The 24630-nt window shown below is 40.1% G+C and carries 23 protein-coding genes and 1 pseudogene; 7 read left to right on the top strand and 17 right to left on the bottom strand.

Annotated features, from left to right (window positions below; genetic code table 11):
- On the top strand, positions 1-1483 hold a 1483-nt coding region (locus L647_RS0108900; RefSeq protein ID WP_024610830.1), incomplete at its 5' end, for a sodium:proton antiporter.
- 69 nt (positions 1484-1552) lie between these two features.
- Here L647_RS0108900 and L647_RS0108895 read toward each other — a convergent pair.
- The 15 genes and pseudogenes from L647_RS0108895 to cutA all read right to left on the bottom strand — a co-directional run bounded on the left by L647_RS0108895 (position 1553) and on the right by cutA (position 17259).
- A complete protein-coding gene (locus L647_RS0108895) occupies positions 1553-2191 on the bottom strand; it encodes a tetratricopeptide repeat protein (protein WP_024610829.1) in 639 nt (212 codons plus the stop codon).
- Between the two features lie 111 nt (positions 2192-2302).
- On the bottom strand, positions 2303-3616 hold the full coding sequence (locus tag L647_RS0108890; protein WP_024610828.1) for an adenylosuccinate synthase: 1314 nt from the start codon (positions 3614-3616) through the stop codon (positions 2303-2305).
- Positions 3617-3829: 213 nt separating this feature from the next.
- Positions 3830-4708: a protease modulator HflC gene (gene hflC, locus L647_RS0108885; RefSeq protein ID WP_024610827.1), complete on the bottom strand. Its 879-nt coding sequence runs from the start codon at positions 4706-4708 to the stop codon at positions 3830-3832.
- A 5-nt stretch (positions 4709-4713) separates the two neighbouring features.
- Positions 4714-5883, bottom strand: a complete 1170-nt coding sequence (gene hflK, locus L647_RS0108880; RefSeq protein ID WP_024610826.1) for an FtsH protease activity modulator HflK — start codon at positions 5881-5883, stop codon at positions 4714-4716.
- Between the two features lie 100 nt (positions 5884-5983).
- Positions 5984-7273 (bottom strand): ribosome rescue GTPase HflX, encoded by a 1290-nt coding sequence (hflX, locus tag L647_RS0108875; RefSeq protein ID WP_024610825.1) that lies wholly within the window; start codon positions 7271-7273, stop codon positions 5984-5986.
- A gap of 16 nt (positions 7274-7289) precedes the next feature.
- Positions 7290-7553 carry an RNA chaperone Hfq gene (hfq, locus tag L647_RS0108870; RefSeq protein ID WP_024610824.1) on the bottom strand — a complete coding sequence of 88 codons (264 nt, stop codon included), beginning with the start codon at positions 7551-7553 and terminating at the stop codon, positions 7290-7292.
- Positions 7554-7633: 80 nt separating this feature from the next.
- Positions 7634-8551 carry a tRNA (adenosine(37)-N6)-dimethylallyltransferase MiaA gene (gene miaA, locus L647_RS0108865; protein WP_024610823.1) on the bottom strand — a complete coding sequence of 306 codons (918 nt, stop codon included), beginning with the start codon at positions 8549-8551 and terminating at the stop codon, positions 7634-7636.
- 10 nt (positions 8552-8561) lie between these two features.
- The gene (gene mutL / locus L647_RS0108860; RefSeq protein WP_024610822.1) at positions 8562-10406 is read right to left on the bottom strand and encodes a DNA mismatch repair endonuclease MutL; all 1845 of its coding nucleotides are present in this window, start codon (positions 10404-10406) and stop codon (positions 8562-8564) included.
- A 37-nt stretch (positions 10407-10443) separates the two neighbouring features.
- The gene (locus L647_RS0108855; protein ID WP_024610821.1) at positions 10444-11787 is read right to left on the bottom strand and encodes an N-acetylmuramoyl-L-alanine amidase; all 1344 of its coding nucleotides are present in this window, start codon (positions 11785-11787) and stop codon (positions 10444-10446) included.
- Positions 11788-11845: 58 nt separating this feature from the next.
- The gene (gene tsaE / locus L647_RS0108850; RefSeq protein ID WP_024610820.1) at positions 11846-12310 is read right to left on the bottom strand and encodes a tRNA (adenosine(37)-N6)-threonylcarbamoyltransferase complex ATPase subunit type 1 TsaE; all 465 of its coding nucleotides are present in this window, start codon (positions 12308-12310) and stop codon (positions 11846-11848) included.
- 249 nt (positions 12311-12559) lie between these two features.
- Entirely contained in the window at positions 12560-13900 is a 1341-nt protein-coding gene (accC, locus tag L647_RS0108845; protein WP_024610819.1) for an acetyl-CoA carboxylase biotin carboxylase subunit, read from the bottom strand.
- Positions 13901-13926: 26 nt separating this feature from the next.
- Positions 13927-14386 (bottom strand): annotated as a pseudogene (gene accB, locus L647_RS01000000123925) (acetyl-CoA carboxylase biotin carboxyl carrier protein).
- Positions 14387-14423: 37 nt separating this feature from the next.
- Positions 14424-14876: a type II 3-dehydroquinate dehydratase gene (gene aroQ, locus L647_RS0108835; RefSeq protein ID WP_024610818.1), complete on the bottom strand. Its 453-nt coding sequence runs from the start codon at positions 14874-14876 to the stop codon at positions 14424-14426.
- Positions 14877-15103: 227 nt separating this feature from the next.
- Positions 15104-16939, bottom strand: coding sequence for a protein-disulfide reductase DsbD (locus L647_RS0108830; protein WP_024610817.1), 1836 nt, complete (start codon positions 16937-16939; stop codon positions 15104-15106).
- A complete protein-coding gene (gene cutA / locus L647_RS0108825) occupies positions 16939-17259 on the bottom strand; it encodes a divalent-cation tolerance protein CutA (RefSeq protein WP_024610816.1) in 321 nt (106 codons plus the stop codon). Before cutA ends, L647_RS0108830 begins: the two co-directional genes overlap by 1 nt.
- A 178-nt stretch (positions 17260-17437) precedes the next feature.
- Between cutA and L647_RS0108820 the strand changes: the two genes are divergently transcribed.
- The 6 genes from L647_RS0108820 to L647_RS0108795 all read left to right on the top strand — a co-directional run bounded on the left by L647_RS0108820 (position 17438) and on the right by L647_RS0108795 (position 21697).
- A complete protein-coding gene (locus tag L647_RS0108820) occupies positions 17438-17914 on the top strand; it encodes an FxsA family protein (RefSeq protein WP_024610815.1) in 477 nt (158 codons plus the stop codon).
- Positions 17915-18023: 109 nt separating this feature from the next.
- Positions 18024-18311, top strand: coding sequence for a co-chaperone GroES (locus tag L647_RS0108815; RefSeq protein WP_007580032.1), 288 nt, complete (start codon positions 18024-18026; stop codon positions 18309-18311).
- A 48-nt stretch (positions 18312-18359) separates the two neighbouring features.
- Entirely contained in the window at positions 18360-20006 is a 1647-nt protein-coding gene (gene groL, locus L647_RS0108810) for a chaperonin GroEL (RefSeq protein ID WP_024610814.1), read from the top strand.
- Between the two features lie 199 nt (positions 20007-20205).
- Positions 20206-20619 (top strand): nucleoside diphosphate kinase regulator, encoded by a 414-nt coding sequence (rnk, locus tag L647_RS0108805; RefSeq protein ID WP_024610813.1) that lies wholly within the window; start codon positions 20206-20208, stop codon positions 20617-20619.
- A 199-nt stretch (positions 20620-20818) separates the two neighbouring features.
- The gene (locus L647_RS0108800; RefSeq protein ID WP_024610812.1) at positions 20819-21250 is read left to right on the top strand and encodes a VOC family protein; all 432 of its coding nucleotides are present in this window, start codon (positions 20819-20821) and stop codon (positions 21248-21250) included.
- 9 nt (positions 21251-21259) lie between these two features.
- Positions 21260-21697 (top strand): hypothetical protein, encoded by a 438-nt coding sequence (locus L647_RS0108795; RefSeq protein ID WP_024610811.1) that lies wholly within the window; start codon positions 21260-21262, stop codon positions 21695-21697.
- A 13-nt stretch (positions 21698-21710) separates the two neighbouring features.
- Here the strand turns inward: L647_RS0108795 and L647_RS0108790 are convergent, their stop codons facing one another.
- A complete protein-coding gene (locus L647_RS0108790; RefSeq protein WP_024610810.1) occupies positions 21711-23186 on the bottom strand; it encodes a bifunctional ADP-dependent NAD(P)H-hydrate dehydratase/NAD(P)H-hydrate epimerase in 1476 nt (491 codons plus the stop codon).
- A gap of 307 nt (positions 23187-23493) precedes the next feature.
- The coding region (tuf, locus tag L647_RS0108785; RefSeq protein ID WP_024610809.1) for an elongation factor Tu at positions 23494-24630 on the bottom strand (1137 nt) is incomplete at its 5' end.

The raw sequence follows: 24630 nt of genomic DNA, 5'->3' as shown, positions 1-24630 counted from the left end.
ACTTGTTGTTACGGGACCTACCGTAATTGCACCTTTGCTAAATTCTATGCGACCAACGCAAGATATAGACCGCATACTTCGCTGGGAAGGGATTGTAATTGACCCTATTGGCGCATTGTTTGCTGTATTGGTATTTGAAGCCGTTATGCTTGTTGGGCAAGGCGAAATACTAAGCCATACAATTATCGCTTTAGTTAAAACACTCGGTGTTGGTTTAAGTATAGGTGTTGCTGCTGGTTGGATTACAACACAACTTATGCGTCGTGAGTGGCTACCATTTGAATTACATAAGTTTGGTATTTTAGCGTTAGTACTTATTAGTTTTTCTGTATCTAATCATTTAAGTCATGAATCTGGTTTATTAGCCGTGACTGTATTTGGTATTTGGCTTGCCAATCAAGACGATTTAGAAATTGATTCAGTCCTTGAGTTTAAAGAAGACTTATCAATGATTTTAATATCAACACTATTTATTTTACTCGCTGCACGCTTAAAGCTTTCGGATTTAATGATGCTCGACGGTGACGTATTTATATTTTTAGCTGTTGTGTTATTTATTGCGCGCCCGCTGTGTATTGCAATATCAACCTTTGGTACCGACTTACCAATGAAGTCGCGCTTAGTGCTCGCGTGGATTGCTCCGCGAGGTATTGTTGCTGCTGCAGTAGGTTCTGTATTTGCTTTAAGCATGATGGAAGCCGGCGTTGCCGACGCCGAAAAAATGGTACCGTTAATATTTACAGTAATTATCATTACAGTGGTACTACAAAGCTTAACAGCAATTCCTGTTGCTAAACTTTTAGGTGTACGTCAGCCATCTGCAAATACCATATTAATTATAGGCGCTAACCATGTATCGCGTGCAATTGGTCGTGGTTTGAAAGATCAAAATATTCCAGTGCATTTATCAGACCCAGCATGGGAAAACTGTAGGATGGCACGTATGGACGGCTTAGCCTGTTATTACGGTAACCCGCAATCAGAGCATGCCGAGCGTTATTTACCACTAACAACCATTCGTAGTGTATTAGCATTATCGCCAAATCGTCATCATAACGCGCTGGGAGTTCAATATTTTTCTCATTTACTTAATGAAAAAAATGTATTTTCGCTTCGCTCTTCAACGTCACATGCAAAAGCAAATAAAGACAGCGCAACATTTTTATCACGACAAATACTGTTTGGTGATGAAGGCTCATACGCACGTTTAAGCAGCATGATTGCAAAAGGCGGAAAGGTGAGTGCGACTCGTATCTCTGATGAATTTAGTTGGGAGCAGTACCAGGAAATGAACCCTGAAGCTATTCCATTATTTATTCTCAAAGGCGATAAAGACAGCGATGACGATACACCAATTAAGCTAAGACCTTTTACAATTAACATGGAAAAGCCACCACAAGAAGGCGAACGCATAGTTGCATTGCAACCGCCTAAAATGTCGGTTTTGAAAGATCCGCAAACCAAGGCTAAAGAAGAAGTTTAAATACTTTTACTGCCTGTAGAAACGCAAAAACCCTAACTTAAAAGTTAGGGTTTTGTTTTTTAAGAACCATTAAATAGGAAGACGAGCTCGGGCAACTACACTATCTGGCATTTTTTGCGCTAACTTAGTTAACGCTCGCTCAATTTTTTTATGAGTCGCCTTATCTGCCACCATGGAGTTAAATAACCAACGATACGCGTCTTCAAAGTCACGCGGGCTGCCATAGCCATTATTAAATAATTTAACTAAACGCAGCTGTGCTTTCAAATTACCTTGCGACGAAGCTTCACGCAAATAAGTAATTGCCATTGCTTTATCTTGTTGAACTAAACGCCCAGTGTCGTAGTAACGCCCTAGTTGCTCTAATGCAGCCGCTAAGCCTTGCTGAGCAGCTTTTCGCATATAATACACACCTAACTCTACATTTCGATCAACACACACGTTATAAGCCAGCATATCGCCATATAAAAACTGATAAGACGGCAGTGCCATTTTATTGGCTCGCGCCTCTATATCTTGCACTAACTGGCAATCATCTGCCTTTACACGCGCCAAATGCGTATTTTTATTTATTAATGCAATTAGCTCAGATTCAGTATACAGCGGTACTGCAGCTGGGCTTTCTGTAGCTAAGCTATTGGTTGATATAAATAAAGATAACGAAATTAACGAAAGCCTTAATACGCAATTATGAGTAAATAAACGCATGCTCACCACTTATAAAAATAAACTTATTAAATGATATACAAAGATCGTTCCAAGGTGAATTTTAGACACAAAAAAAGCTGCACTAGGCAGCTTTTTTTAATCTATTAGTAATTACGCAAACGGGTTGCGAAGTACCATAGTTTCTACACGATCTGGACCTGTAGAAATAATATCAATTGGAACACCCGTAATTTCTTCGATACGCTTGATGTAATCAATCGCAGCTTTTGGTAAACCGTCAAGACTAGTTACACCAACTGTGTTCTCTGACCAACCTGGCATCTCTTCGTATACTGGTGTTACTTTATCGTAACCTTCAGCTGCTAATGGCGTTATGTTAGTAACAGTGCCATCTTCAAGCTTATATCCAGTACAGATTTTAAGTGTTTCTAAGCCATCTAAAACATCAAGCTTAGTTAAACAAAAACCTGAAATACTGTTGATTTGAACTGCACGGCGCATTGCCACTGCATCTAACCAACCAGTACGACGAAGTCGACCTGTTGTCGCGCCAAATTCATGACCTTTATCACCTAAGTGCTTACCTACTGGGTCTTGTTTTTCAAGACCGTCGTAAAGCTCTGTAGGGAAAGGACCTGAACCAACACGAGTAGTGTACGCTTTAATAATACCTAAAACGTAATCAAGGTGTAATGGACCAAAACCTGCACCAGTAGCAACGCCACCAGCTGTAGTATTTGAAGATGTTACATATGGGTAAGTACCATGATCAATATCAAGTAACGTACCTTGTGCACCTTCAAACAAAATGTTTTCGCCAGCTAAACGTGTTTCATCTAAAAGCTCAGTTACATCTACAACCATTGCTTTTAGAATATCTGCAACAGCCATTGCATCATCAAACGTTTTTTGGAAATCTACAGCATCTACTTTGTAGTAGTTAACTAAAGTGAAGTTATGGTATTCAAGAACTTCAGTTAGTTTTGCAGCAAAAACTTCAGGATTAAATAAATCACCTACACGTAAACCACGACGTGCTACTTTATCTTCGTACGCAGGACCGATACCGCGACCTGTTGTACCAATTGGTTTATCGCCACGTGCAGTTTCACGGGCTACATCTAATGCTACATGGAAAGGCAAGATTAGCGGACATGCTTCACTAATTAAAAGACGCTCGCGTACAGGTACGCCGCGCTCTTCTAGCATGCCAATTTCTCTCATTAGCGCTTCTGGTGATAAAACTACACCATTACCAATCACACATTTAACATTGTCACGTAATACACCCGATGGAATAAGGTGTAGAACCGTCTTTTCACCTTCGATAACTAAAGTATGACCCGCATTATGGCCACCTTGATAACGAACTACTAAAGATGCTTTGTCTGTAAGGAGATCAACTACCTTACCCTTTCCTTCGTCACCCCATTGGGTGCCTAATACAACAACGTTTTTACCCATCGTAAATTCACTTAGAGAAAATTAGGACGAGATTTTACCAGAAAACTAAAGTAAAGATCACCCCTGTTCAGCTTATTTTTTCTGCGCAGTTTTTTTTGTACCTAAATAACAGCTAATAACCACATAAATAACAGTGATTTAAAGAGTTAAATGCAATTAACAAAAAGCCCCGCAAATGCGAGGCTTTTAACTTTTAAATGCTTAACGTAAAGCTTATTGAGCTTTAGCGCCTTTCATATATTGAAAGAAGTCGCTATCAGGTGAAAGCACCATAACGTCTTGCTTGTTTTTAAAAGTCTTCTTATAAGCTTCAAGTGATCTTACAAAGCTAAAAAACTCAGGATCTTTATTATATGCGTTAGCATAAATCCCAGCAGCATCAGCATCACCTTGACCACGAACAGAGCGTGAATTACGTTCTGCATCAGCAAGCATTACCGTTACACGACGATCAACACCAGCGCGAATAGTCTCAGCTTTCTCTTGACCTTCAGAACGATGCTCTTTTGCAACAGCAGTACGCTCAGCGCGCATACGTTGATAAATAGAGCTACTTACTTCTTGTGGTAGATTAATTTGCTTAACACGTACGTCTAGCACTTCAATACCTAACTCGCGTGCACTTTCAGAAGCTTGAACTAACGCCTCTTCCATTAACTCGCTACGCTCACCTGAAACAATTTCGCGAATAGTTCGTGTACCAAAGTTAGTACGCAGACCATTATTTACTTTTTGTTCAAGTAACGTTTCAGCATATTGCTTATCGCCACGAGCACGTAAGTAAAAAGCACTAAAGTCGTTAACACGCCATTTTACAAACGAATCAACAATTAAGTCTTTTTTCTCGCTAGTTACAAAGCGATCAGGTGTGCCATCTAGCGTTTGTATACGTGCATCAATACGACGTACTTGGCTAAAAAAAGGTACTTTTAAATGTATACCTGGGCTGTAGACTACCGCAGTTTCTTCGCTATCTTTTTGTACTTTACTGAATAACAAAACAATTGCTTTTTGTCCTTCAGGTACAACAAATACCGACGAGAAAGACATCACAATGGCAGCTAATAGTATTACTAAACTAAAGTTTTTCATTATGCTTATCTCCCGTCATTAAAGCGATCGTTGTTAAAGCGGTCACTACCACTATTAACAGTGCTGTTGCGTGACGTATTTACCTTATTGCGTAAATCTTGAATATCACTTGAGCTTGGTAGTGCAACGCGTGTTGCCGTCCCTTGCTTATCCATGATTTTATCAAGTGGTAAATAAATCATGTTATTACCGCCTTTCACATCAACCAATACTTTAGAACTGTTACCTAGCACTTCTTCCATTGCATCAATGTATAGACGCTCACGAGTAACTTCTTTAGCTGCTAGATACTGAGGTAATAGCTTTTCAAATCGAGCAACTTCACCTTGTGCTTCTAAAGTAATACGTTCTTGGTAACCTTCAGCTTCTTGAGTCATACGCGTTACTTGACCACGAGCACGTGGTTCAATTTCACGAGCATATGCTTCAGCTTCACGGATGAAACGCTCTTCATCTTCTTGTGCAGCAATAGCATCATCAAACGCATCTTTAACTTCAGTTGGCGGACGAGAATCTTTAAAGTTCACGTCAGTTACAATTAAACCTAAGTTATATGGTTCAATAACCTTATTAAGCTCATCCCACGTATTTTGGCGTACAACTTCACGACCATTCGTTAGCACTTGGTCCATTTTTGCATGACCAACTACATAGCGTAATGCACTATCTAAAGCCTCTTCTAAACTGCTATCAGCATTAGTTACACTAAACTTATAAAGATATGGGTCAATAACGCGGTATTGCACCTGAAACTCAACGCTTACTACGTTTTCATCTTCTGTTAGCATAAAACCAGAGGCAGACAATGAGCGTACAGCTTCAATATCCACTGGAATAACCGTTTCAATAAAGGTCATTTTCCAACGCAAACCAGGATCAGCTATTCGGTCATATTTACCAAATTGAAGAACCACGCCACGCTCGGCTTCTTTCACTGTATAAATACCACTTAGCGCCCATACAATAACGGCGATAATGAGCACAAATGAAATACCTGCTCCGCCAAGTCCGCCGCCATTATTATTGCCGGATTTTTTCCCGCCAAATAAGCCACCAAACTTCTTACTGAATTTACGGAACACCTCGTCTAAATCAGGTGGGCCTTGATCACGTCCGCCTTTATTATTCCACGGATCTTTGTCATTGCCATTATTACCCGGTTCATTCCAGGCCATAGCTATACTCCATTGTTATCTAAATAAATTAGGATGTTGTGTTAAATCTAACAAATCTACTGCGTTTCTCATACAAAAACCGACATTAAAACGCTAATTTTTAATCTCGGTTGATAAAACCAGCAATTTCAGGACCAAATTCTTTAATTAAGCGATTCCATTCGACTACAGGTAATCTAACATCTAGCAGCCAATTACCTTGCTCATCAAAGCGTTCTTCATGAACTGCACTCAAACTAAATAACGATGCTCTTAAACGACCATATAATGGAGTTAACAGTAGAGTTTCACTAAACATTTGCTTAGCAAGTAACTCACTAATTGCCTCACTGAGTAACTCACACCCTACACCCGTTTGTGCAGAAAGCCATACTCTTATAGGCTGACCTTCGTCATCTCGATCAATTCGAGGGCTAACATTATCTAACGCATCAATTTTGTTATAAATTAATAATTGCGGTACTTCATCAGCTTCAATTTCTTTTAACACCGATTGTACTTCTTCGATGTTTTCTTTAAGACGTGCATCTGCCGCATCAATTACATGTAGCTGTAAATCAGCTTCACGTGTTTCTGTTAATGTTGCTTTAAATGCAGCAACTAAGTCATGCGGTAAATGACGAATAAAACCAACGGTATCAGCTAAAATAACAGGACCAACATCACCTAATTCAAGCTTACGTAAAGTAGGGTCAAGTGTTGCAAATAACTGATCTGCAGCATATACATCAGAGTTTGTAATTCGATTAAATAGCGTTGATTTTCCAGCGTTAGTATACCCTACTAACGATACTGTAGGAATTTCATTACGCGTACGAGCTCGCCTGCCTTGCTCGCGCTGCACGGCTACTTTATCTAAACGAGAACGAATGTTTTGGATACGAGCACGTAATAAGCGTCGATCTGTTTCTAGTTGAGTTTCACCAGGACCACGTAAACCTATTCCACCTTTTTGGCGTTCAAGGTGAGTCCAACCGCGAATTAATCGGGTCGACATGTGACGTAGTTGTGCCAATTCAACCTGCAACTTACCTTCATGGGTACGTGCACGCTGGGCAAAAATATCAAGAATAAGTGTCGTTCTATCAAGTACACGACATTGAAAAACGCGCTCTAAATTACGTTCTTGTGACGGTCTAAGTTGATGGTTGAAAATAACGACATCTGCATTGTGGATTTTAACAATCTCAGCTATTTCTTCTGCTTTACCGGTACCGACGAATAGTTTCGGATGTGGTGCTTGACGGCTGCCTTGCACAACCGCCAAACTACTAACACCAGCAGAAGATACCAACATCTCTAATTCATGAAGATCTTCACGATCCCCCTCCTTAGGTAAGTCGATATGAACTAAAATTGCCTGCTCGCCGGATTCATAGCGGTCAAACAAATATTACGCTCCTAATTTAAATATTTCCAGCTTCTGGCTCTTCAGTGCTCTCATCTCCTAAAACACCTTGGAAGTTGACTGCACGAGCAGGTACAACTGTTGAAATTGCATGTTTATACACCATTTGGTTTACAGTGTTTTCTAGTAAAATAACAAATTGATCAAATGACTGAATTTTACCTTGTAATTTTATGCCATTAACCAAAAAGATTGATACTGGGATGCGCTCACGACGTAGTGCATTCAAAAATGGGTCTTGTAACGATTGGCCTTTTGCCATGTTATTATTCCTTCGTTCTAGGTGTTATTATAATTAAGTGGCTGAACTAATTTAACAAAGTTAAATTGATTCAACTACTACTAGCTTAGCGAACTTACTACACGATGCAAGTTTTCTTCATCGCCCGTTGTTAACCAAGTAACATTGGGCCAGCTTCTCAACCAAGTTAACTGACGTTTAGCCAATTGACGTGTTGCTGCGATGCCGCGAAAAACCATTTCATCATGGTCAATTTCACCCGCAAGGTAATCCCACATTTGTCTATAACCTACACAACGAATAGAAGGCATATTGGGGTGTAAATCCTTACGTAGATATAGGGTCGAAACTTCATTTTCAAACCCCTGTTCGATCATTATTTTAAACCTTTCTTCAATTCGGGCATGTAATTCACTGCGTTCTTGCGGTGCAATAGCAAATTGATGAAAAGTATAAGGTAAAGCTGGCTGTTTTTGCTTTTGCAACTCAGTCATGGTCTTACCAGTTAGTCGATAAACCTCTAAAGCGCGATTAATTCTTTGTGAATCGTTTTCACTCATTTTTTGAGCCGCTTGTGGATCTATTTTTACTAATTCTTGATACAAATGTGGCCAACCATATTGGTTAGCTTGTGCTTCAAGCTCAGCTCTTATTACTGGATCAGCCTCTGGTAATGGCGATAACCCATCAAGAAGTGCTTTAAAGTACAACATTGTACCTCCAACCAGTACAGGTACTTTACCCTGTTCGTGAAATTCATCAATTTTTTTTATTGCATCTCGTCTAAAATCTGCAACTGAATAGGTTTCACTTGGATCAAGTAAGTCTATTAAATGATGCGGAGCACGGGCAAGCTCCTTTGAATCAGGCTTTGCTGTTCCAATGTCCATACTCTGATATACCAACGCTGAATCGACGCTGATTATTTCGGTATTTAAATGCTCACACAACGAAATAGCCAATGCTGTTTTACCAGCAGCGGTTGGACCCATTAAAAATATGACAGGTAAATTACTCAACAGGAACACCTTAATCTAATTGCGTTAAATAGTGATTTAGATCTATTTTAACTGCTTTTTCTTGTAAACGTTCAATAGTTTGGGGATTATTTTGTAAGCGCGCTTGTTGTGTTAAAAATGCATTACTTGAATAAAAACGTGCTGGTACGCATTTCATTTGCCACTCTAACCAATTTTCTATATTTTCGTATCCCGCATTACATGCACTAAGTAACTCACCTAATGCTGCACTTACATCTAATAAATATAAACACGCTGGCAACTTTTTAACCATTACAAACTGTTTTTCTATTACTAGCTCAAAGCCAAGCAAAGTAAACCATGATTGCTGAGCCTCTATAAGTAAGCAATCTTCTTTCGATAAGTTTACTCGCACAGGTAACAACAAGGCTTTTCCTTCTAAGTTACCAAGTTCTTTAATTTGATTATGCCAGTCATCAACCAACGCATATTTAAAATGTGAGCAATACAATTGCTTCTCGGCACTAAATACGCATGCTCCATCATTAATACTAATGATAGAAACTACCTGTAAGACATTGTTTACTGGCTCTAATTGGCTTTGCGCTGACGGCATGTTTGCTACATTATCAAAATGTGCTGCGTGTTGTTCGCTCACACCTTGATAAAATGCATTTACATCATGGTGATTCGCACTTGGTGAAGCTCGGTAGGAGCCACTCCCGGCGCCTTTAGAGCCTGATGACGAATTACCAGCGTTGCCAGAGTAAGAGGGCTGTAATTGCGATTTAGGGTAATCAAATACCCCACCGCTCTGCGTATTGTCAGAGTTACTATGTGTTGAGTCCATAAATACAGGTACAGATTCAGCCTGAATACTTACTTGCTCACTAGTAAACTCACCTTGCAGCGGTACTACTACCTGTTTAATCGCTTGTAATATAAAGTCATGAATTAAACGTCCTTGATGAAAACGCACTTCATGTTTAGCTGGGTGAACGTTTACATCAACTTGTCGTGGGTCAATATCAATATAAATAACAAACCCTGGCAGTTCTTGAGTACCACTTACTTCTTCAAATGCTTGGCGTATCGCATGTAAAATAAGCTTATCGCGCATCATGCGATTGTTCACATAAGTATATTGAGTTGTATTAGCTGAGCCCACAGGTAGCACCCAACCATGTAACTGTAAACTCCCCTCACCGGATTGAATATGCAAACCTTGCTCTGAAAACGCCTTACCTGCAACTTGTGCTACACGTGTAATTGCCTGAGAAGGATCTGTTTTAGCACGGTACTGCCTAACCACTTTTTCGTTGTGGGTTAGTGTAATCGACACATCAAAGCGACTAAGTGCGATGCGTTTTATAAGCTCATCAATATGACTAAATTCTGTTTTTTCAGTACGTAAAAATTTACGTCGTGCGGGTGTATTAAAAAATAAATCTTTAACTTCAATGGTTGTACCATCAGGATGCGCAACTGGCTTTACCTGCACTTCCATATCACGACCTTGTGCAAAGGCCTGCCAAGCAGTGTCTTGCTCTTTGGGTTTTGAACTAAGTGTTAAACGCGACACAGAGCTAATTGAGGCAAGTGCTTCCCCCCTAAAACCAAGCGAGCAAATATTTTCTAAGTCATCAAGCGACTTTAACTTACTCGTAGCGTGGCGAGAAAGCGCAAGCGTGAGCTCTTCTTTAGCAATACCATAACCATTATCACGAATTCGAATAAGCTTATGACCACCACGCTCTATATCAATTTGAATACGTGTAGCACCAGCATCTAAGCTATTTTCTACTAATTCTTTTACCACCGACGCAGGGCGTTCAACTACTTCACCGGCAGCTATTTGGTTAGCTAAGCGCGCGGGTAATATTTCAATATTCATGGTACTTCCTAGCAAGCATTACGCTGATAATAAATAACTAACTTTGCGGTATATCGAGTTCTTGCCCGATAAATAAAGTGTTAGAGCTGAGTTTATTAACTTGCTTTAACTTACTAACCGTAATGCCGTAACGACTCGCCAACATGCTCAAAGACTCACCAGGGCGCACTTTATGCTTGGTTGGATACTTTGACTTTAACTTAGCAAATAAAGAATCATCAGGTGGATTTTTTAAATAATAATTTTTTATTGAAGTAAATATCGCTTTTGCTAAACGTTCTTGGTGATTAGCGCTTTTAAGTAATTTTTCTTCTCGTGGGTTAGATATAAACCCTGTTTCGACCAAAATAGACGGGATATCTGGTGACTTAAGTACTGCAAGGCTGGCGTGTTGAGGGTCTTTTTTATGAAGCTTTGCAACCTTGCGTAGCTCTTTAACTACTTCATCGGCTACGCTTAAGCCGGTTTTCATTGAGTGATCCATCGACATATCAAGCAATGCTTGCGCTAAATACTTTTCGTTAGCTGCATCTTTCATCACATCGGCTGCGCCGCCTAAAAGCTCAGAGTGCTTTTCTTTATCTTCTATCCACTTACCTATTTCTGAATTAGCGCGCCTTAACGAAAGCACCCAAACAGAAGCACCATTTGGTCCAGGGCTAGTAAATGCGTCTGCATGAATAGAAACAAAAAAATCTGCTTTTTTCTCTCGTGCTCGGTTAGTACGAGTATTTAATTTTACAAAGTAATCACCGCTTCGTACCATGCGCGAAATCATACCGCGCTCGCCATCAATCATGCGCTCTAAACGTTTGGCTATTTGCAATGTTACTGTTTTTTCGTAGGTACCCGATGGACCAATTGAGCCTGGGTCTTCACCACCGTGCCCCGCATCAATTGCAATAACAATATCGCGTTCTTGACTCAATTGACGATTTTTAGCCGCAGTTTGTGCTGGTGATACCGCTGTTGTGTTTTCACTTTTATTATATAAATCAACAACCAGTCTGTTTTTATAGGGACCTGTTGGAGCCAGTGCAAAAACCACAGGTTTTACGGGTTCACTTAATTCAAATACCAAGCGAACACTTTGTTTATTTTTAGGCTTAGAATACCGTAACTTACTTATTATTTGATGCTTTGGCGGCACACCTGGTAGTATTTTCAGCTCACTGGTATTTTCTAAATCGACGACTAATCGACTGGGATTTTTAAGCATGAAATAGCTAAAATCTGGCTTGTTATCTAGATCAAATACCACCCGCGTGCTATCAGGAGACGGCCAAACGCGCACACTATTAATCGTATTTTTTGCCAATAGCGGCAAACTTATAGCAATAACCATAAGATAAATAAAAAATTTAATTACAATACGACTCATTGAACAATCACTGCCTTAACTGTTTTTATTATATTGAGCTAAAAATACTTTATGCAATTTAGCTATTTAGTTTTTCGACTATTGCGACACCGCGCTCACTGGCACTTTTAATAACAATTTTCCGCTCATCATCTACATAGCTTAGAGTAATATCTAAATCAGGCACAGGAATAAATTCCCCTCCTTTTTCTGGCCACTCAACAACACAAATTGCATCCGCTGAAAAATAATCCCGTATGCCCATGTATTCAAGCTCTTCCGGATCGCCTAAACGATATAAATCAAAGTGATAAACATTCGCTTTTTCAAGCTCATAAGGTTCAACTAAGGTATATGTAGGGCTTTTAACTTTGCCCGTATGTCCAAAACCTTGTACTACTCCGCGTGTAAATGTCGTTTTACCAGCACCTAAATCACCATGTAAATAAATCACCGCACCTTGCTCTATAATAGCTGCAATCTGATTGCCCATTGCTACTGTGGCTACTTCATCACTCAGGTGAGACTCAAAACTACGCGACATAACTACCTCAAAAATTTATACAAAGCGCTTGTTTGCTAATCATACCAGATTATTTAACTTAGGCGATAACGGAGCTTATACTCAAGCAACCTCAAAATATAGAATTCAGCGTTTCATAGCGACTTACCATTAATGCCTTACTAAAATTTTTTTACTTCAACTAAAACTCGTACCTTGAGATAGCTTAGATAGATGTAGAATCCAGACATAAAAAAACCGGCTAAGCGCCGGTTTTTATCAATCAAAGAATTATAATCCTAATTTCTTTTCAAGATAGTGGATGTTAGTACCACCATTTTGGAAGTTTTCATCTGCAAGAATTTTCTTATGCAGAGGAGTATTAGTTTTAATTCCGTCAATTACTAGCTCATTAAGTGCGTTACGTGCACGTGCAATAGCTACATCACGGTTTTCACCGTAAGTAATTAACTTACCAATCATTGAATCGTAATGTGGTGGAACCGTGTAGTCAGCATAAATATGGCTGTCCCAGCGAATACCTAAACCACCAGCAGGATGGAAACGTGTAATTTTACCCGGTGACGGGATAAACGTTTCAGGATCTTCAGCATTAATACGACACTCAATAGCATGACCACGAATAACAACGTCGTCTTGAGTGAATGATAATGGCTGACCCGCTGCAATTTTTAACTGCTCTTTCACTAAATCGATACCAGTAACCATTTCAGTTACAGGGTGTTCAACCTGAATACGTGTATTCATTTCGATGAAGTAAAACTCGCCGTTTTCGTATAAAAACTCAAACGTACCTGCACCGCGGTATCCAATTTCGATACATGCACGAGTACAGCGTTCACCAATAAATTTACGTGTTTCTGCGGTAATACCTGGTGCTGGCGCTTCTTCAACTACTTTTTGGTGACGACGTTGCATAGAACAATCACGTTCACCTAAATGTACTGCATTGCCTTGACCATCAGCTAATACTTGAACTTCGATATGACGTGGATTTTCAAGGAATTTTTCCATGTAAACCATACCATTACCAAAGAACTGCTTAGCTTCTTGTTGTGTTAATGCAATTGAATCAATAAGTTCAGCTTCGCTGCGAACAACACGCATACCACGACCACCACCGCCACCAGCGGCTTTGATGATTACCGGGTAACCAATACGCTTAGCGATTTGCATGTTACGTTCTTTATCATCTGATACCGGACCGTCAGAGCCTGGAACACATGGAACGCCTGCTTTTCGCATTGCTGCAATAGCAGACACTTTATCACCCATAAGACGAATGGTGTCGCCTGTAGGACCGATAAATACAAAACCACTTTGCTCAACTTGGTCGGCAAAATCAGCGTTTTCTGCAAGGAAACCGTAACCTGGATGAATCGCTACAGCATCAGTTATTTCAGCCGCAGCAATAATGCGCGGAATATCTAAATAACTTTCAGTTGCTGATGGTCTACCAATACAGATGGTTTCATCTGCAAGCAATACATGCTTAAGATCGCGATCTGCCGTTGAATGCACAGCAACCGTTTTGATCCCAAGCTCTTTGCAGGCGCGCAATATACGAAGTGCAATTTCACCTCGGTTTGCAATGACTACTTTATCTAACATTAGAGTTGGCCTTTTAGGTTACGCTATTATTCAATGATGAATAGTGGTTGATCAAATTCTATTGGCTCGCCATTTTCAGCTAAAATAGCTCTTACTGTACCGGCTTTATCTGATTCAATTTGGTTCATCATTTTCATAGCTTCGATAATACAAAGTGTATCGCCAACTTTAACCTGCTGACCAACTTCTACATATGCTGGAGCTTCAGGAGACGCAGCAGAGTAAAAAGACCCAACCATTGGTGATTTAACTTGATGACCAGTAGGTTCTGCTGGTGCTGCTTCAACTGCTACAGGANGGAGCCGCTGCAACTGGTGCTGCTGGCGCTGGTGCATATTGTTGAGGAGCAAATTGTGGGTAACCTGGGCCTGCGCTCATATTGTTACGGTTAATACGTACTGATTCTTCACCTTCAGTGATTTCTAGCTCAGCAATACCTGATTCTTCTACTAATTCGATAAGCTTCTTTATCTTGCGAATATCCATTACACGACCCGCCTGTTAGTTTGTGTGTTAATTTAAATTAAATTGCGTTTTGCAACCGGCTAACCGCTGCATTTAATGCTGCGTGATAACCCATTGCACCTAATCCACATATCACGCCCTGTGCCACATCAGAAAAATACGAATGATGGCGAAACGCTTCACGTGCGTGCACATTACTTAAATGCACCTCAAAAAACGGAATATCAACACTTAACAGTGCATCACGTAATGCGACGCTAGTATGCGTAAATGCAGCCGGGTTGATAATTATATAATCAACCGCTTGCCAAGCATCATGAATTCGTTCAATGAGTGCTTGCTCACTATTACTCTGAAAATGCGTTAACTTAACATCTAGACTATCAGCGGCACTTGTAAGTTCGCTCATAATTTCACTAAGTGTTTGAAAACCGTATTTTTCCGGTTCACGTTTACCTAGCATGTTTAAATTTGGACCATTTATAACTAAAAGGTTAAATTTTGCAGTCATAATACGCGATATATCCTATAAGTAATGAGTTAAGCAGTTACTAACTAGTTTTTCACTTTTAAGTAAGCAGAAAAAGCAATGTAGCAACAAATTCTCACGTTAACCAACTATTATAGTGATTTCGACGTAAATAGCAGCAAAATACTGGTCTTATCAGTGTTGGAGGTACAAATTAAAGAAGAATTAAGGAGGTGCCACTCTCTAAATTAAGTGGCACCATTGCACTATTATTGTGCGCTGGCGCGCACTATAGCGAGGTGTTTAGCAAAATCATCAGCGTTTAAAAAGCCAGTCACTCGTTGCGTACTAAGCTCTTGCCCTTGAGTGTTAAAAAACAAAATACTAGGTAAACCAAACACCGTGTACTCTTCCATCAGCTCAACTGTTTTATTATCACTTTGCGTCAAATCTATTTGAATAAGTTGATAATGGCTAAATTCATTTTGCACTTTAGCATCAGGAAACGTGTAATGTTCAAACTCTTTACAAGCAACGCACCAATCAGCGTACAAATCGACCATAACCAATCGACCCTCATCGTTTGCTTGTGCTACCGCTTCTTTTAACTCCGTTAAATTGGCAACCTGTTTAAACTCATTATTTTGTGAGCTTACCTGTACTGTTTGTACTTGCGCTGACCAAAAATAGTTTTTGCTTAAAGTGAAACCAGTGATAACTAAAAGTGTTGCTGCAAACCATAAAGCTGTTTTTAATTTACTTGGACCTTGGCTGCTTTGCCAATGGTGTAAATAAATTGCAGTTGCTAATGCAAGTACACCAGCCATTAGTAAAATAATATCAGCGTTTACAAGTCGCTCAAGTAATATAAGCGGCACAACTAACATTACAAACCCGAATAATGTTTTAACTTGTTCCATCCAACCGCCGGCTTTAGGAAGCAACTTACCGCCAGAGGTACCAAGTAATAACAGTGGTAATCCCATGCCTAAACTAAGCACATAAAGTGTTAATCCGCCCACTAAATAATCGCCACTTTGCGCTACAAATAATAATGCTGCCGACAATGGCGCAGTAGTACAAGGTGATGCTATTAACCCCGAAAGCACGCCCATTAAAAATACGCCTACGTAATTACCACCTTTTTGATTGTTACTAACCTGCGTTAGTTTACTCATCATACTGCTTGGTAGTTTTATTTCGTACCAACCAAACATCGACATAGCGAGCAATACAAACAATAAGCTAAAGCTAATAAGTACATATGGGTGCTGTAAATAACCCTGAACCTGGCCACCAAGTGCAGCAACAACTAAACCTAATGCCGCATAGGTAACTGCCATTCCTTGTATGTATACAAACGATAACGCAAACGCTTTTTTAGTTGATAGGTTTTGCTGCCCCGCTATTAAGCTCGACAAAATAGGGAACATTGGAAATACACATGGCGTAAACGCAAGACCAACACCAACAACAAAAAATATTAATAAATTGGTCATCAAGCTCTGGCTTGCTAGTTGCTCAGTAAAGGTAAGTTCTTTTTCGGTATCACCCGAATCAATTGTTGGTTCAGCAGCCGGCTCATTAAGGGCTGCAAATGTGCTTGCAGTTGTGGCTACTTCATCATTAGCGTTATTTTGTTGTATATTTTTTACTTGGTCATCAACAATTACACTTAGCGGAATACTAATTACTTCTGGTGGATAACAAAGCCCTGCTTTGGCACAGCCCTGATAACGAACCTTTACCACAGCGCCTTCATTCACATTACTTAGCTTACTAACAACGCTTGCGGTATTAAAAAAAACTTCTGTTTTACCAAAAAATTCATCTTCGATAATTTCGCCACTGCCAGAGTCCCCCACCTCTATGGTGGCATCTTTAGCAATGAGCTCTATTTTCTTTTTATAAAGGTAATAGTCTGGCGCAATATCCCAACCCACAAACAAAGTGTTACCTTGTTGGTCAAAATCAAATACAAATGCTTGGTCTACCGGTAAAAAAGTGTGTTGAGGAGGCCCCAGTAAATCGCCAAGCACATTATTAGTTGCAGCCTTTACAGGAACAGTTAATAACGTTACCAATAATAAAAAGAAAAAACGCATTAATTCAGTACCTCATCCATCCAATTAAAATATGCTAAGTTTCCGGTTGCTACATCTATAACTTGTATCTCCGGTACTTCGTAGCTGTGCATTGCTTTTATGGTTAAAAACACATCGTTTGTTTTATCAGCCTTTGTTTTAATTAGTAGTTTAGCCTCTGTTGACTCTGCTACCTCACCTTCCCACATATAAATAGAGCTCATATTTGGCAAAATATTTACACAGGCTGCGAGTTTTTTCTCTACCAGTGCCTTTGCTAATGTGCGTGCTTCATTTTCATCTTTGCAGGTCGTAAAAATCATTTTAAATTGCGTACTCATTATGAACCTTTACTTATTTTATGGTGTCTAGCCTTATAGTATCTGATAGAAGGTACAATGTGTAGACGCTAAAACCACAGTAAAATAACGTTCCCCATGTACTAACCTTGAAAAGAGACCTAGTCACCCTCACTTATATTTCATCAACTCTTTTGAGTGTCATTATTTAGAGAGCATTATGTTTAGATTTTTATTTGTGTTGTTTATTATCATCCCAATCATCGAAATCGCTCTGCTGATTCAAGTAAGCGATGTGATTGGTGGGTTTGCAACAATTTCGCTTGTCGTTATTACTGCGATTTTAGGTGCTAAAATGGTTAGAACACAAGGTATGGGCGCACTACAAAATGTGCAAACCCAAATGGCACAAGGTCAAATGCCAGCCAAAGAACTATTTACCGGAATTTGTGTTGTAATTGCAGGTGTATTATTACTTACCCCAGGCATTATGACTGACGTATTTGGGTTACTATTATTGACCCCTGCAATTCGTAACAAACTGGCCGCAGGCCTTGCTAGTCAAGCAACTGTTAGAATGAGCGCAGGCATGCAACAAGGGTCATCGCCATTTGCTCAGCAACAACATGCTGAACGAGAGCAAGGGCAAATGGAACGACCAACAACTATTGATGGTGAATATGAGAGAAAAGATTAAATATTTATCGTTTTTTCTCTTGGAATTTTACACTCTACCCCCATTAATGAATGCAAATTAGAAAGCTTTTTTCTGTAATGTACAGAAACTGTTAGGAGAACTAAAAAACATGAACATTCGTCCTTTACAAGATCGCGTAATCGTTAAACGTCTAGAAGAAGAAACAAAATCTGCTGGCGGTATTGTATTAACTGGCTCTGCAGCTGAAAAGTCAACTCGCGGTGAAGTTGTTGCTGTTGGTAATGGTCGCGTTTTAGAAAACGGTGACGTTAGAGCTTTAGAAGTTAAAGCCGGTGACACTGTGTTATTTGGCTCATATGTTGAAAAAGTTGAAAAGATCGAAGGTCAAGAGTACCTGATCATGCGTGAAGATAATATTTTAGGCATTGTAGGCTAAGCCTACTTTTCGTTTATAAACATTTAAGAATTTAGAGGAATTTAAAACATGGCAGCAAAAGAAGTACTTTTTGCAGGTGACGCACGCGCTAAAATGCTAACTGGCGTAAACATCCTGGCAAACGCAGTAAAAGTTACATTAGGTCCTAAAGGCCGTAACGTTGTACTAGATAAATCATTTGGCTCACCAGTTATCACTAAAGATGGTGTATCTGTAGCAAAAGAAATCGAACTTGAAGACAAGTTTGAGAACATGGGCGCACAAATGGTTAAAGAAGTTGCATCTAAAGCAAATGATGCAGCCGGCGATGGTACAACTACCGCTACAGTACTTGCACAGTCTATTGTTAATGAAGGCCTTAAAGCTGTTGCAGCGGGTATGAACCCAATGGATCTTAAGCGCGGCATCGACAAAGCAGTTATTGCTGCTGTTGCAGAGCTTAAAGCGTTATCTGTTCCTTGTTCTGATACTAAAGCAATTGCACAAGTAGGTACTATTTCAGCTAACTCTGATAAAGAGATTGGCGATATCATTGCACAAGCAATGGAAAAAGTAGGCCGTAACAGTGGTGTTATTACTGTAGAAGAAGGTCAATCACTTGAAAACGAACTAGATGTTGTTGAAGGCATGCAGTTTGACCGTGGTTACTTATCTCCTTACTTTATCAACAGCCCAGAAAAAGGCACTGTTGAACTAGATAACCCATTTATTCTACTTGTAGATAAAAAAATATCTAACATCCGCGAATTATTACCAACATTAGAAGCGGTTGCTAAAGCAAGCAAACCACTACTAATCATCGCAGAAGACCTTGAAGGCGAAGCACTAGCTACATTAGTAGTTAATAACATGCGCGGTATTGTTAAAGTATCAGCAGTTAAAGCACCTGGTTTTGGCGACCGTCGTAAAGCAATGCTACAAGATATCGCTGTGTTAACTGGCGGTACTGTTATTTCTGAAGAAATCGGCTTAGAGCTTGAAAAAGCAACAGTTGAAGACCTAGGTACAGCTAAGCGCGTAATTATTACTAAAGATGATACAACAATCATTGATGGTGCTGGTGAAGAAGCGGGTATTAGCGGTCGTGTTTCACAAATTAAAGCACAAATCGAAGAAGCAACATCAGACTACGATAAAGAGAAACTACAAGAGCGCATGGCTAAACTAGCTGGCGGTGTTGCAGTAATCAAAGTAGGTGCTGCTACTGAAATGGAAATGAAAGAGAAAAAAGACCGCGTTGAAGATGCATTAAATGCAACTCGTGCAGCGGTTGAAGAAGGCGTAGTACCTGGTGGCGGTGTTGCACTTGTACGTGCAGCTAGCAAGCTGGTTGATTTAGTTGGCGACAACGAAGATCAAAACCACGGTATTAAAGTTGCACTTCGTGCAATGGAAGCACCACTTCGTCAAATCGTAACAAATGCTGGCGAAGAAGCATCGGTTGTAATTAACGCAGTTAAAGGCGGCGAAGGTAACTACGGTTACAACGCAGCAACTGGCGAATACAATGACATGATTGAAATGGGTATCCTAGATCCAACTAAAGTAACACGCTCTGCATTACAATTTGCAGGGTCTATTGCGGGTCTAATGATCACTACTGAAGCAATGGTAGCTGAAATCCCAAAAGATGAAGCTGGCGGCGCTGATATGAGTGGCATGGGCGGAATGGGTGGTATGGGCGGCATGATGTGATAAACATCACCTGCTAAGCACCTAGCTCAAACAAAAACCCAGCTTCGGCTGGGTTTTTAGCTATTGGGCACAAATAAAGTAAAAGCCACAGGTGTGGCTAATTAATAAAATAACTTCGCGTATCCTTTTGCTTCTTAAATGCATGCCAAGCCATACTCAGAGTTAATTTTATTTATTAAAAATTATTAAGGATATTAAGATGAATAAAAAACCTGAACTAATCATTTCATCACTCGATGCAGATAGATTGTATGACTTAATGGAATCACTTCCTGCAGGTAGCTTTGCTAATAAAGAAGAATTGGAAGCTGAACTGGCACGAGCAACAATAGTCGAACCTAAAGATATGCCATCGTCAGTTGTAACGATGAACTCAACTGTAAACTTTATTGTTGAGTCTTCTAAAGAAGAATTTACGTTAACCTTAGTGTACCCAAAGAATAGTGACTCTAGCGGCGATAAAATATCGATATTATCACCTGTAGGTAGCGCATTACTTGGACTGTCACAAGGCGATGAAATTGAGTGGCCTAAACCTAATGGCGGCTTAATAAAGGTAAAAATAAAAGAAGTAACCTATCAACCAGAACGTGCTGGTGAATTACACAGGTAAACACTTTATGCACTTAGCACTAAAAATCGATTTAAAGTAGACCCAGCCTCAGCTGGGTTTTGCTTTTTATTATAAAGCAGATTGATACTGTTTAATTTATACCTATAACTAAGTTACATATTGGGGGCATATACCCTGCGTAATCGTTTACTAATATGATAAAAAGCACATTTATTTAAGAGTACGGAGTAAACTAAACATGACTAACGTTCAACAGCATATCGGCAGCATTGCATTAGTTGTTAAAGACTACGACGAGGCAATTGAGTTTTATACTCAAAAGCTTAATTTTGAGTTAGTCGAAGATACTGATTTAGGAGATGGTAAACGCTGGGTGTTAATTTCACCTCCAAATTCAAACGGGGCTTGTTCAAATGGGACTAATTCGAGCAGGACTAGTCTACTGCTCGCTAAAGCCACAACACCCGAACAGATCAGCGCTATTGGTAATCAAACGGGTGGTCGCGTGTTTTTGTTTTTGCATACCAATGACTTTTGGCGAGATTATAATTTAATGCTTTCTAAAGGCGTTACATTTAACGAAGAACCTCGAGTAGAACCCTATGGCACCGTAGTGGTTTTTGAAGACTTGTATAGTACAAAATGGGATTTATTACAGCTTAATAATTAGTGAGATAAAATGCTGTTAAATATAAAAGCAAAATTTTTATTAAGTGCGGGAGTAATTTCATTCTCAGCAGCTATATGGCATTTACTTTGTATATGGGGTGGCACTAGTTGGTTTATATTTGCTCGCGCCCCAATACAAATAATAGAATCATCACAGCAAGGTACATTCTTTGCGCCTTTAGGTAGTATTGCAATAGCTGGACTCATGTTTGCCTGTACTGCATTTGCCTTATCAGCAATTGGCTTAGTGCGTAACATAGTACTTACTAGAACCGCTTTAATTGCTATTGCAACCTTGTGTATCATACGAAGCTTAATAATTATCCCTGCATTAATGCGTGCCGATACGTGGAATATTATAGCAAGCAGTGTTTGGCTTTATGTAGGTGTATGCTTTTTAGTGGGTGCAATGACGTTTCACAATTTAAAACCGAACACTAATAGTTGAGTGACGCTTAACCTCACGTCACTTTATTAACTAACTCTCTTACAATTGAGAATAAATCACTGGGTAGCATTCCCCTTTGCCCGTCTCGCTCACTTGCGATATCGCCGGCTTTAGCGTGTAGTGTTACACCATAGCGTGCTGCTTCATCAATAGTTAAACCTTGAGCAAGTAAGGCACCAATAATACCAGTGAGTACATCGCCACTGCCGCCAACGGCGAGTGCTGGGTTGCCATCTTCACATACCCACGTTTGCTGAGCATTATCTATTAATGTTCCTGCCCCTTTTAATACACAAGTTGCTGTGTAACGTTTGGCGCAAAGACGAGCATAATTAAAACGATCTGACTCTATCTCGCTGGTACTAACACTAAGCAGTCGAGAGGCTTCACCAGGGTGTGGAGTAAGTACGCATTGCTCTAACATATATGATGAAGCTTGCTTAGCCAGTAAATTAAGGGCATCTGCATCTATAACCAATGGCATTTTATTGTTTTGGCAATATTGCATTACTTCATCGAATGTTTGTTGTGCCCATTCGTCTTGCCCAAGCCCTGGACCAATAACAACGCAGCTTGCCCACTCTAGCGCTTGATGTAAATTATTACTGCTTACCATAAGTTCTGGTCTGCCAATACTAATAGGCGCTATTGAGCTTTCGTGTGTATACACTCTTACCATGCCAGCACCGGCTCTAAGGGCAGCTTCACTACTTAGCCTAATTGCACCTGCAGTACCTTGGTTACCACCAACACATAAAAGCTTGCCATGGCTGCCTTTGTGGCTATTGATTGCTCGTGTGGCTATTCCTTTAAAGCTATTAATATTAATCAGGGTTCCTGATGATTGAGCTATACGAATAAACGCATCGCCAATTGCTAAATCATCAAATACTAACTTACCGCTATATTGTTTACCTGCTGTAGTTGTGAGCCCTTGCTTTATACCCACAAAAGTAACTGTTGAAGTAGCTTGTACTGCGCACCCCAATGGCTGTCCGGTATTAGCCTCAATGCCTGACGGTATATCAATGCTTATTACGGGCTTACCACTGTTATTCACAGCTTTAATAATGCCAGCAAAGTTATCACTCACTGTATTTTTAAGCCCAGTACCAAGGAGAGCATCAATAACTATATCGCACTCATTAAGGGCATCTTTTGTAAAATGAGAAACAAGTCCACCCGCTTCAATCCATAACTGCTGCGCTTTTACTGCATCACCTGTTAATGCCTTGTTAGGATCAACTGCGCATACACTCACTTGTTTTCCTAATTGCTTTATAAGCCTCGCAGCAATATAACCATCTCCAGCATTGTTTCCATGCCCTACAAGCACCAAGGTATGCTGGGCGTTAAATAACTGCCATTGATCCAATACAGCCTCTCCTGCGCGCTCCATGAGGGTAAATAAATCACAATGGCTATTTTTAGCTGCAAGCGCTTCGTTATCTCTCACCTGCTCTGCGCTAAATATGGTTTGATTAAGCATATATGCTCCTGTTAGCTGGCTTTGATTTTACTTTATCAAGACTCAAACCTATCGGCTAGATTAGTAATTAATTTTTATATGTTGTGAGAACTGCTGGGAGGTAAATATTTAGGTGAAAAAGTTATTTAGGTATTAAAAGCCCGAGATTAAACTCAGTTCTTAATAATTAGCTAGGTTAGTAATTACGCTACGATAGTTACTTTAGGCCAAAGGTAGGAACACCGCTTTTATATGACACTTTATTTTAGACATTAAAAAACCCGAGACTAAGCTCGGGTTTTTGGGTAAAAATTAGCTAGGCTAATAATTACGCTACGATAGTTGCTACAACACCAGCACCTACAGTACGACCACCTTCACGGATAGCAAAACGAAGACCTTCATCCATCGCGATTGGTGCGATTAGAGTTACTGTCATCTTGATGTTATCACCAGGCATTACCATTTCTACGCCATCTGGTAACTGTACGTCACCAGTTACGTCAGTTGTACGGAAGTAGAACTGTGGACGGTAACCTTTGAAGAATGGAGTATGACGACCACCTTCATCTTTCGAAAGTACGTATACTTCTGAAGTGAATGTAGTATGTGGGTTGATTGAACCAGGCTTAGCTAGTACTTGACCACGTTCAACGTCTTCACGCTTAGTACCACGTAGAAGTGCGCCGATGTTTTCGCCAGCACGACCTTCGTCTAGAAGCTTACGGAACATTTCAACACCAGTACAAGTAGAACGAGTTGTATCATTGATACCAACAATTTCTACTTCGTCATTGATGCGGATGATACCAGCTTCAACACGACCAGTTACAACAGTACCACGACCCTGGATTGAGAAAACGTCTTCGATAGGCATGATGAAAGGCTTATCGATGTCACGCTCTGGCTCTGGGATGTAAGTATCAAGTGCGTTTGCAAGCTCAACAATCTTATCTTCCCACTCTTTCTCGCCTTCTAACGCTTTAAGCGCAGAACCAGCGATTAGAGGTAAGTCATCACCTGGGAAATCGTATTCTGAAAGAAGTTCACGAACTTCCATTTCTACTAGTTCAAGTAGCTCTTCGTCATCAACCATGTCACATTTGTTCATGAACACGATGATGTAAGGAACGCCAACTTGACGAGAAAGAAGGATGTGCTCACGAGTTTGTGGCATAGGGCCATCTGTCGCAGCAACTACTAAGATCGCGCCATCCATTTGAGCAGCACCAGTGATCATGTTTTTAACATAATCGGCGTGACCAGGACAATCTACGTGTGCGTAGTGACGTGAAGGAGTATCGTATTCAACGTGAGACGTTGAAATAGTGATACCACGTTCGCGCTCTTCAGGAGCGTTATCAATTGATGCGAAATCTTTAGCAACACCGCCGTATACTTTTGCAAGTACGTTAGTGATTGCTGCAGTTAGTGTAGTTTTACCGTGGTCAACGTGGCCGATTGT

Origin of the sequence: Pseudoalteromonas sp. TB64, assembly GCF_000498095.1 — a bacterium.
Classification (GTDB): domain Bacteria; phylum Pseudomonadota; class Gammaproteobacteria; order Enterobacterales; family Alteromonadaceae; genus Pseudoalteromonas.
Note: the sequence above shows the minus strand (reverse complement) of the source record. Positions and strands in the feature narration are given on the sequence as shown.

What these genes read in the sequence shown, in the direction of transcription:
- L647_RS0108815 (WP_007580032.1), top strand. Translation starts at nt 18,024, where the DNA reads ATGAACATTCGTCCTTTACAAGATCGCGTAATCGTTAAACGTCTAGAA.
- L647_RS0108855 (WP_024610821.1), bottom strand. Translation starts at nt 11,787, where the DNA reads ATGAGTCGTATTGTAATTAAATTTTTTATTTATCTTATGGTTATTGCT.
- L647_RS0108895 (WP_024610829.1), bottom strand. Translation starts at nt 2,191, where the DNA reads ATGCGTTTATTTACTCATAATTGCGTATTAAGGCTTTCGTTAATTTCG.
- groL (WP_024610814.1), top strand. Translation starts at nt 18,360, where the DNA reads ATGGCAGCAAAAGAAGTACTTTTTGCAGGTGACGCACGCGCTAAAATG.
- cutA (WP_024610816.1), bottom strand. Translation starts at nt 17,259, where the DNA reads ATGAGTACGCAATTTAAAATGATTTTTACGACCTGCAAAGATGAAAAT.
- tsaE (WP_024610820.1), bottom strand. Translation starts at nt 12,310, where the DNA reads ATGTCGCGTAGTTTTGAGTCTCACCTGAGTGATGAAGTAGCCACAGTA.
- L647_RS0108790 (WP_024610810.1), bottom strand. Translation starts at nt 23,186, where the DNA reads ATGCTTAATCAAACCATATTTAGCGCAGAGCAGGTGAGAGATAACGAA.
- L647_RS0108890 (WP_024610828.1), bottom strand. Translation starts at nt 3,616, where the DNA reads ATGGGTAAAAACGTTGTTGTATTAGGCACCCAATGGGGTGACGAAGGA.
- hfq (WP_024610824.1), bottom strand. Translation starts at nt 7,553, where the DNA reads ATGGCAAAAGGCCAATCGTTACAAGACCCATTTTTGAATGCACTACGT.
- L647_RS0108800 (WP_024610812.1), top strand. Translation starts at nt 20,819, where the DNA reads ATGACTAACGTTCAACAGCATATCGGCAGCATTGCATTAGTTGTTAAA.
- L647_RS0108795 (WP_024610811.1), top strand. Translation starts at nt 21,260, where the DNA reads ATGCTGTTAAATATAAAAGCAAAATTTTTATTAAGTGCGGGAGTAATT.
- L647_RS0108820 (WP_024610815.1), top strand. Translation starts at nt 17,438, where the DNA reads ATGTTTAGATTTTTATTTGTGTTGTTTATTATCATCCCAATCATCGAA.
- aroQ (WP_024610818.1), bottom strand. Translation starts at nt 14,876, where the DNA reads ATGACTGCAAAATTTAACCTTTTAGTTATAAATGGTCCAAATTTAAAC.
- accC (WP_024610819.1), bottom strand. Translation starts at nt 13,900, where the DNA reads ATGTTAGATAAAGTAGTCATTGCAAACCGAGGTGAAATTGCACTTCGT.
- hflK (WP_024610826.1), bottom strand. Translation starts at nt 5,883, where the DNA reads ATGGCCTGGAATGAACCGGGTAATAATGGCAATGACAAAGATCCGTGG.
- hflC (WP_024610827.1), bottom strand. Translation starts at nt 4,708, where the DNA reads ATGAAAAACTTTAGTTTAGTAATACTATTAGCTGCCATTGTGATGTCT.
- rnk (WP_024610813.1), top strand. Translation starts at nt 20,206, where the DNA reads ATGAATAAAAAACCTGAACTAATCATTTCATCACTCGATGCAGATAGA.
- mutL (WP_024610822.1), bottom strand. Translation starts at nt 10,406, where the DNA reads ATGAATATTGAAATATTACCCGCGCGCTTAGCTAACCAAATAGCTGCC.
- L647_RS0108830 (WP_024610817.1), bottom strand. Translation starts at nt 16,939, where the DNA reads ATGCGTTTTTTCTTTTTATTATTGGTAACGTTATTAACTGTTCCTGTA.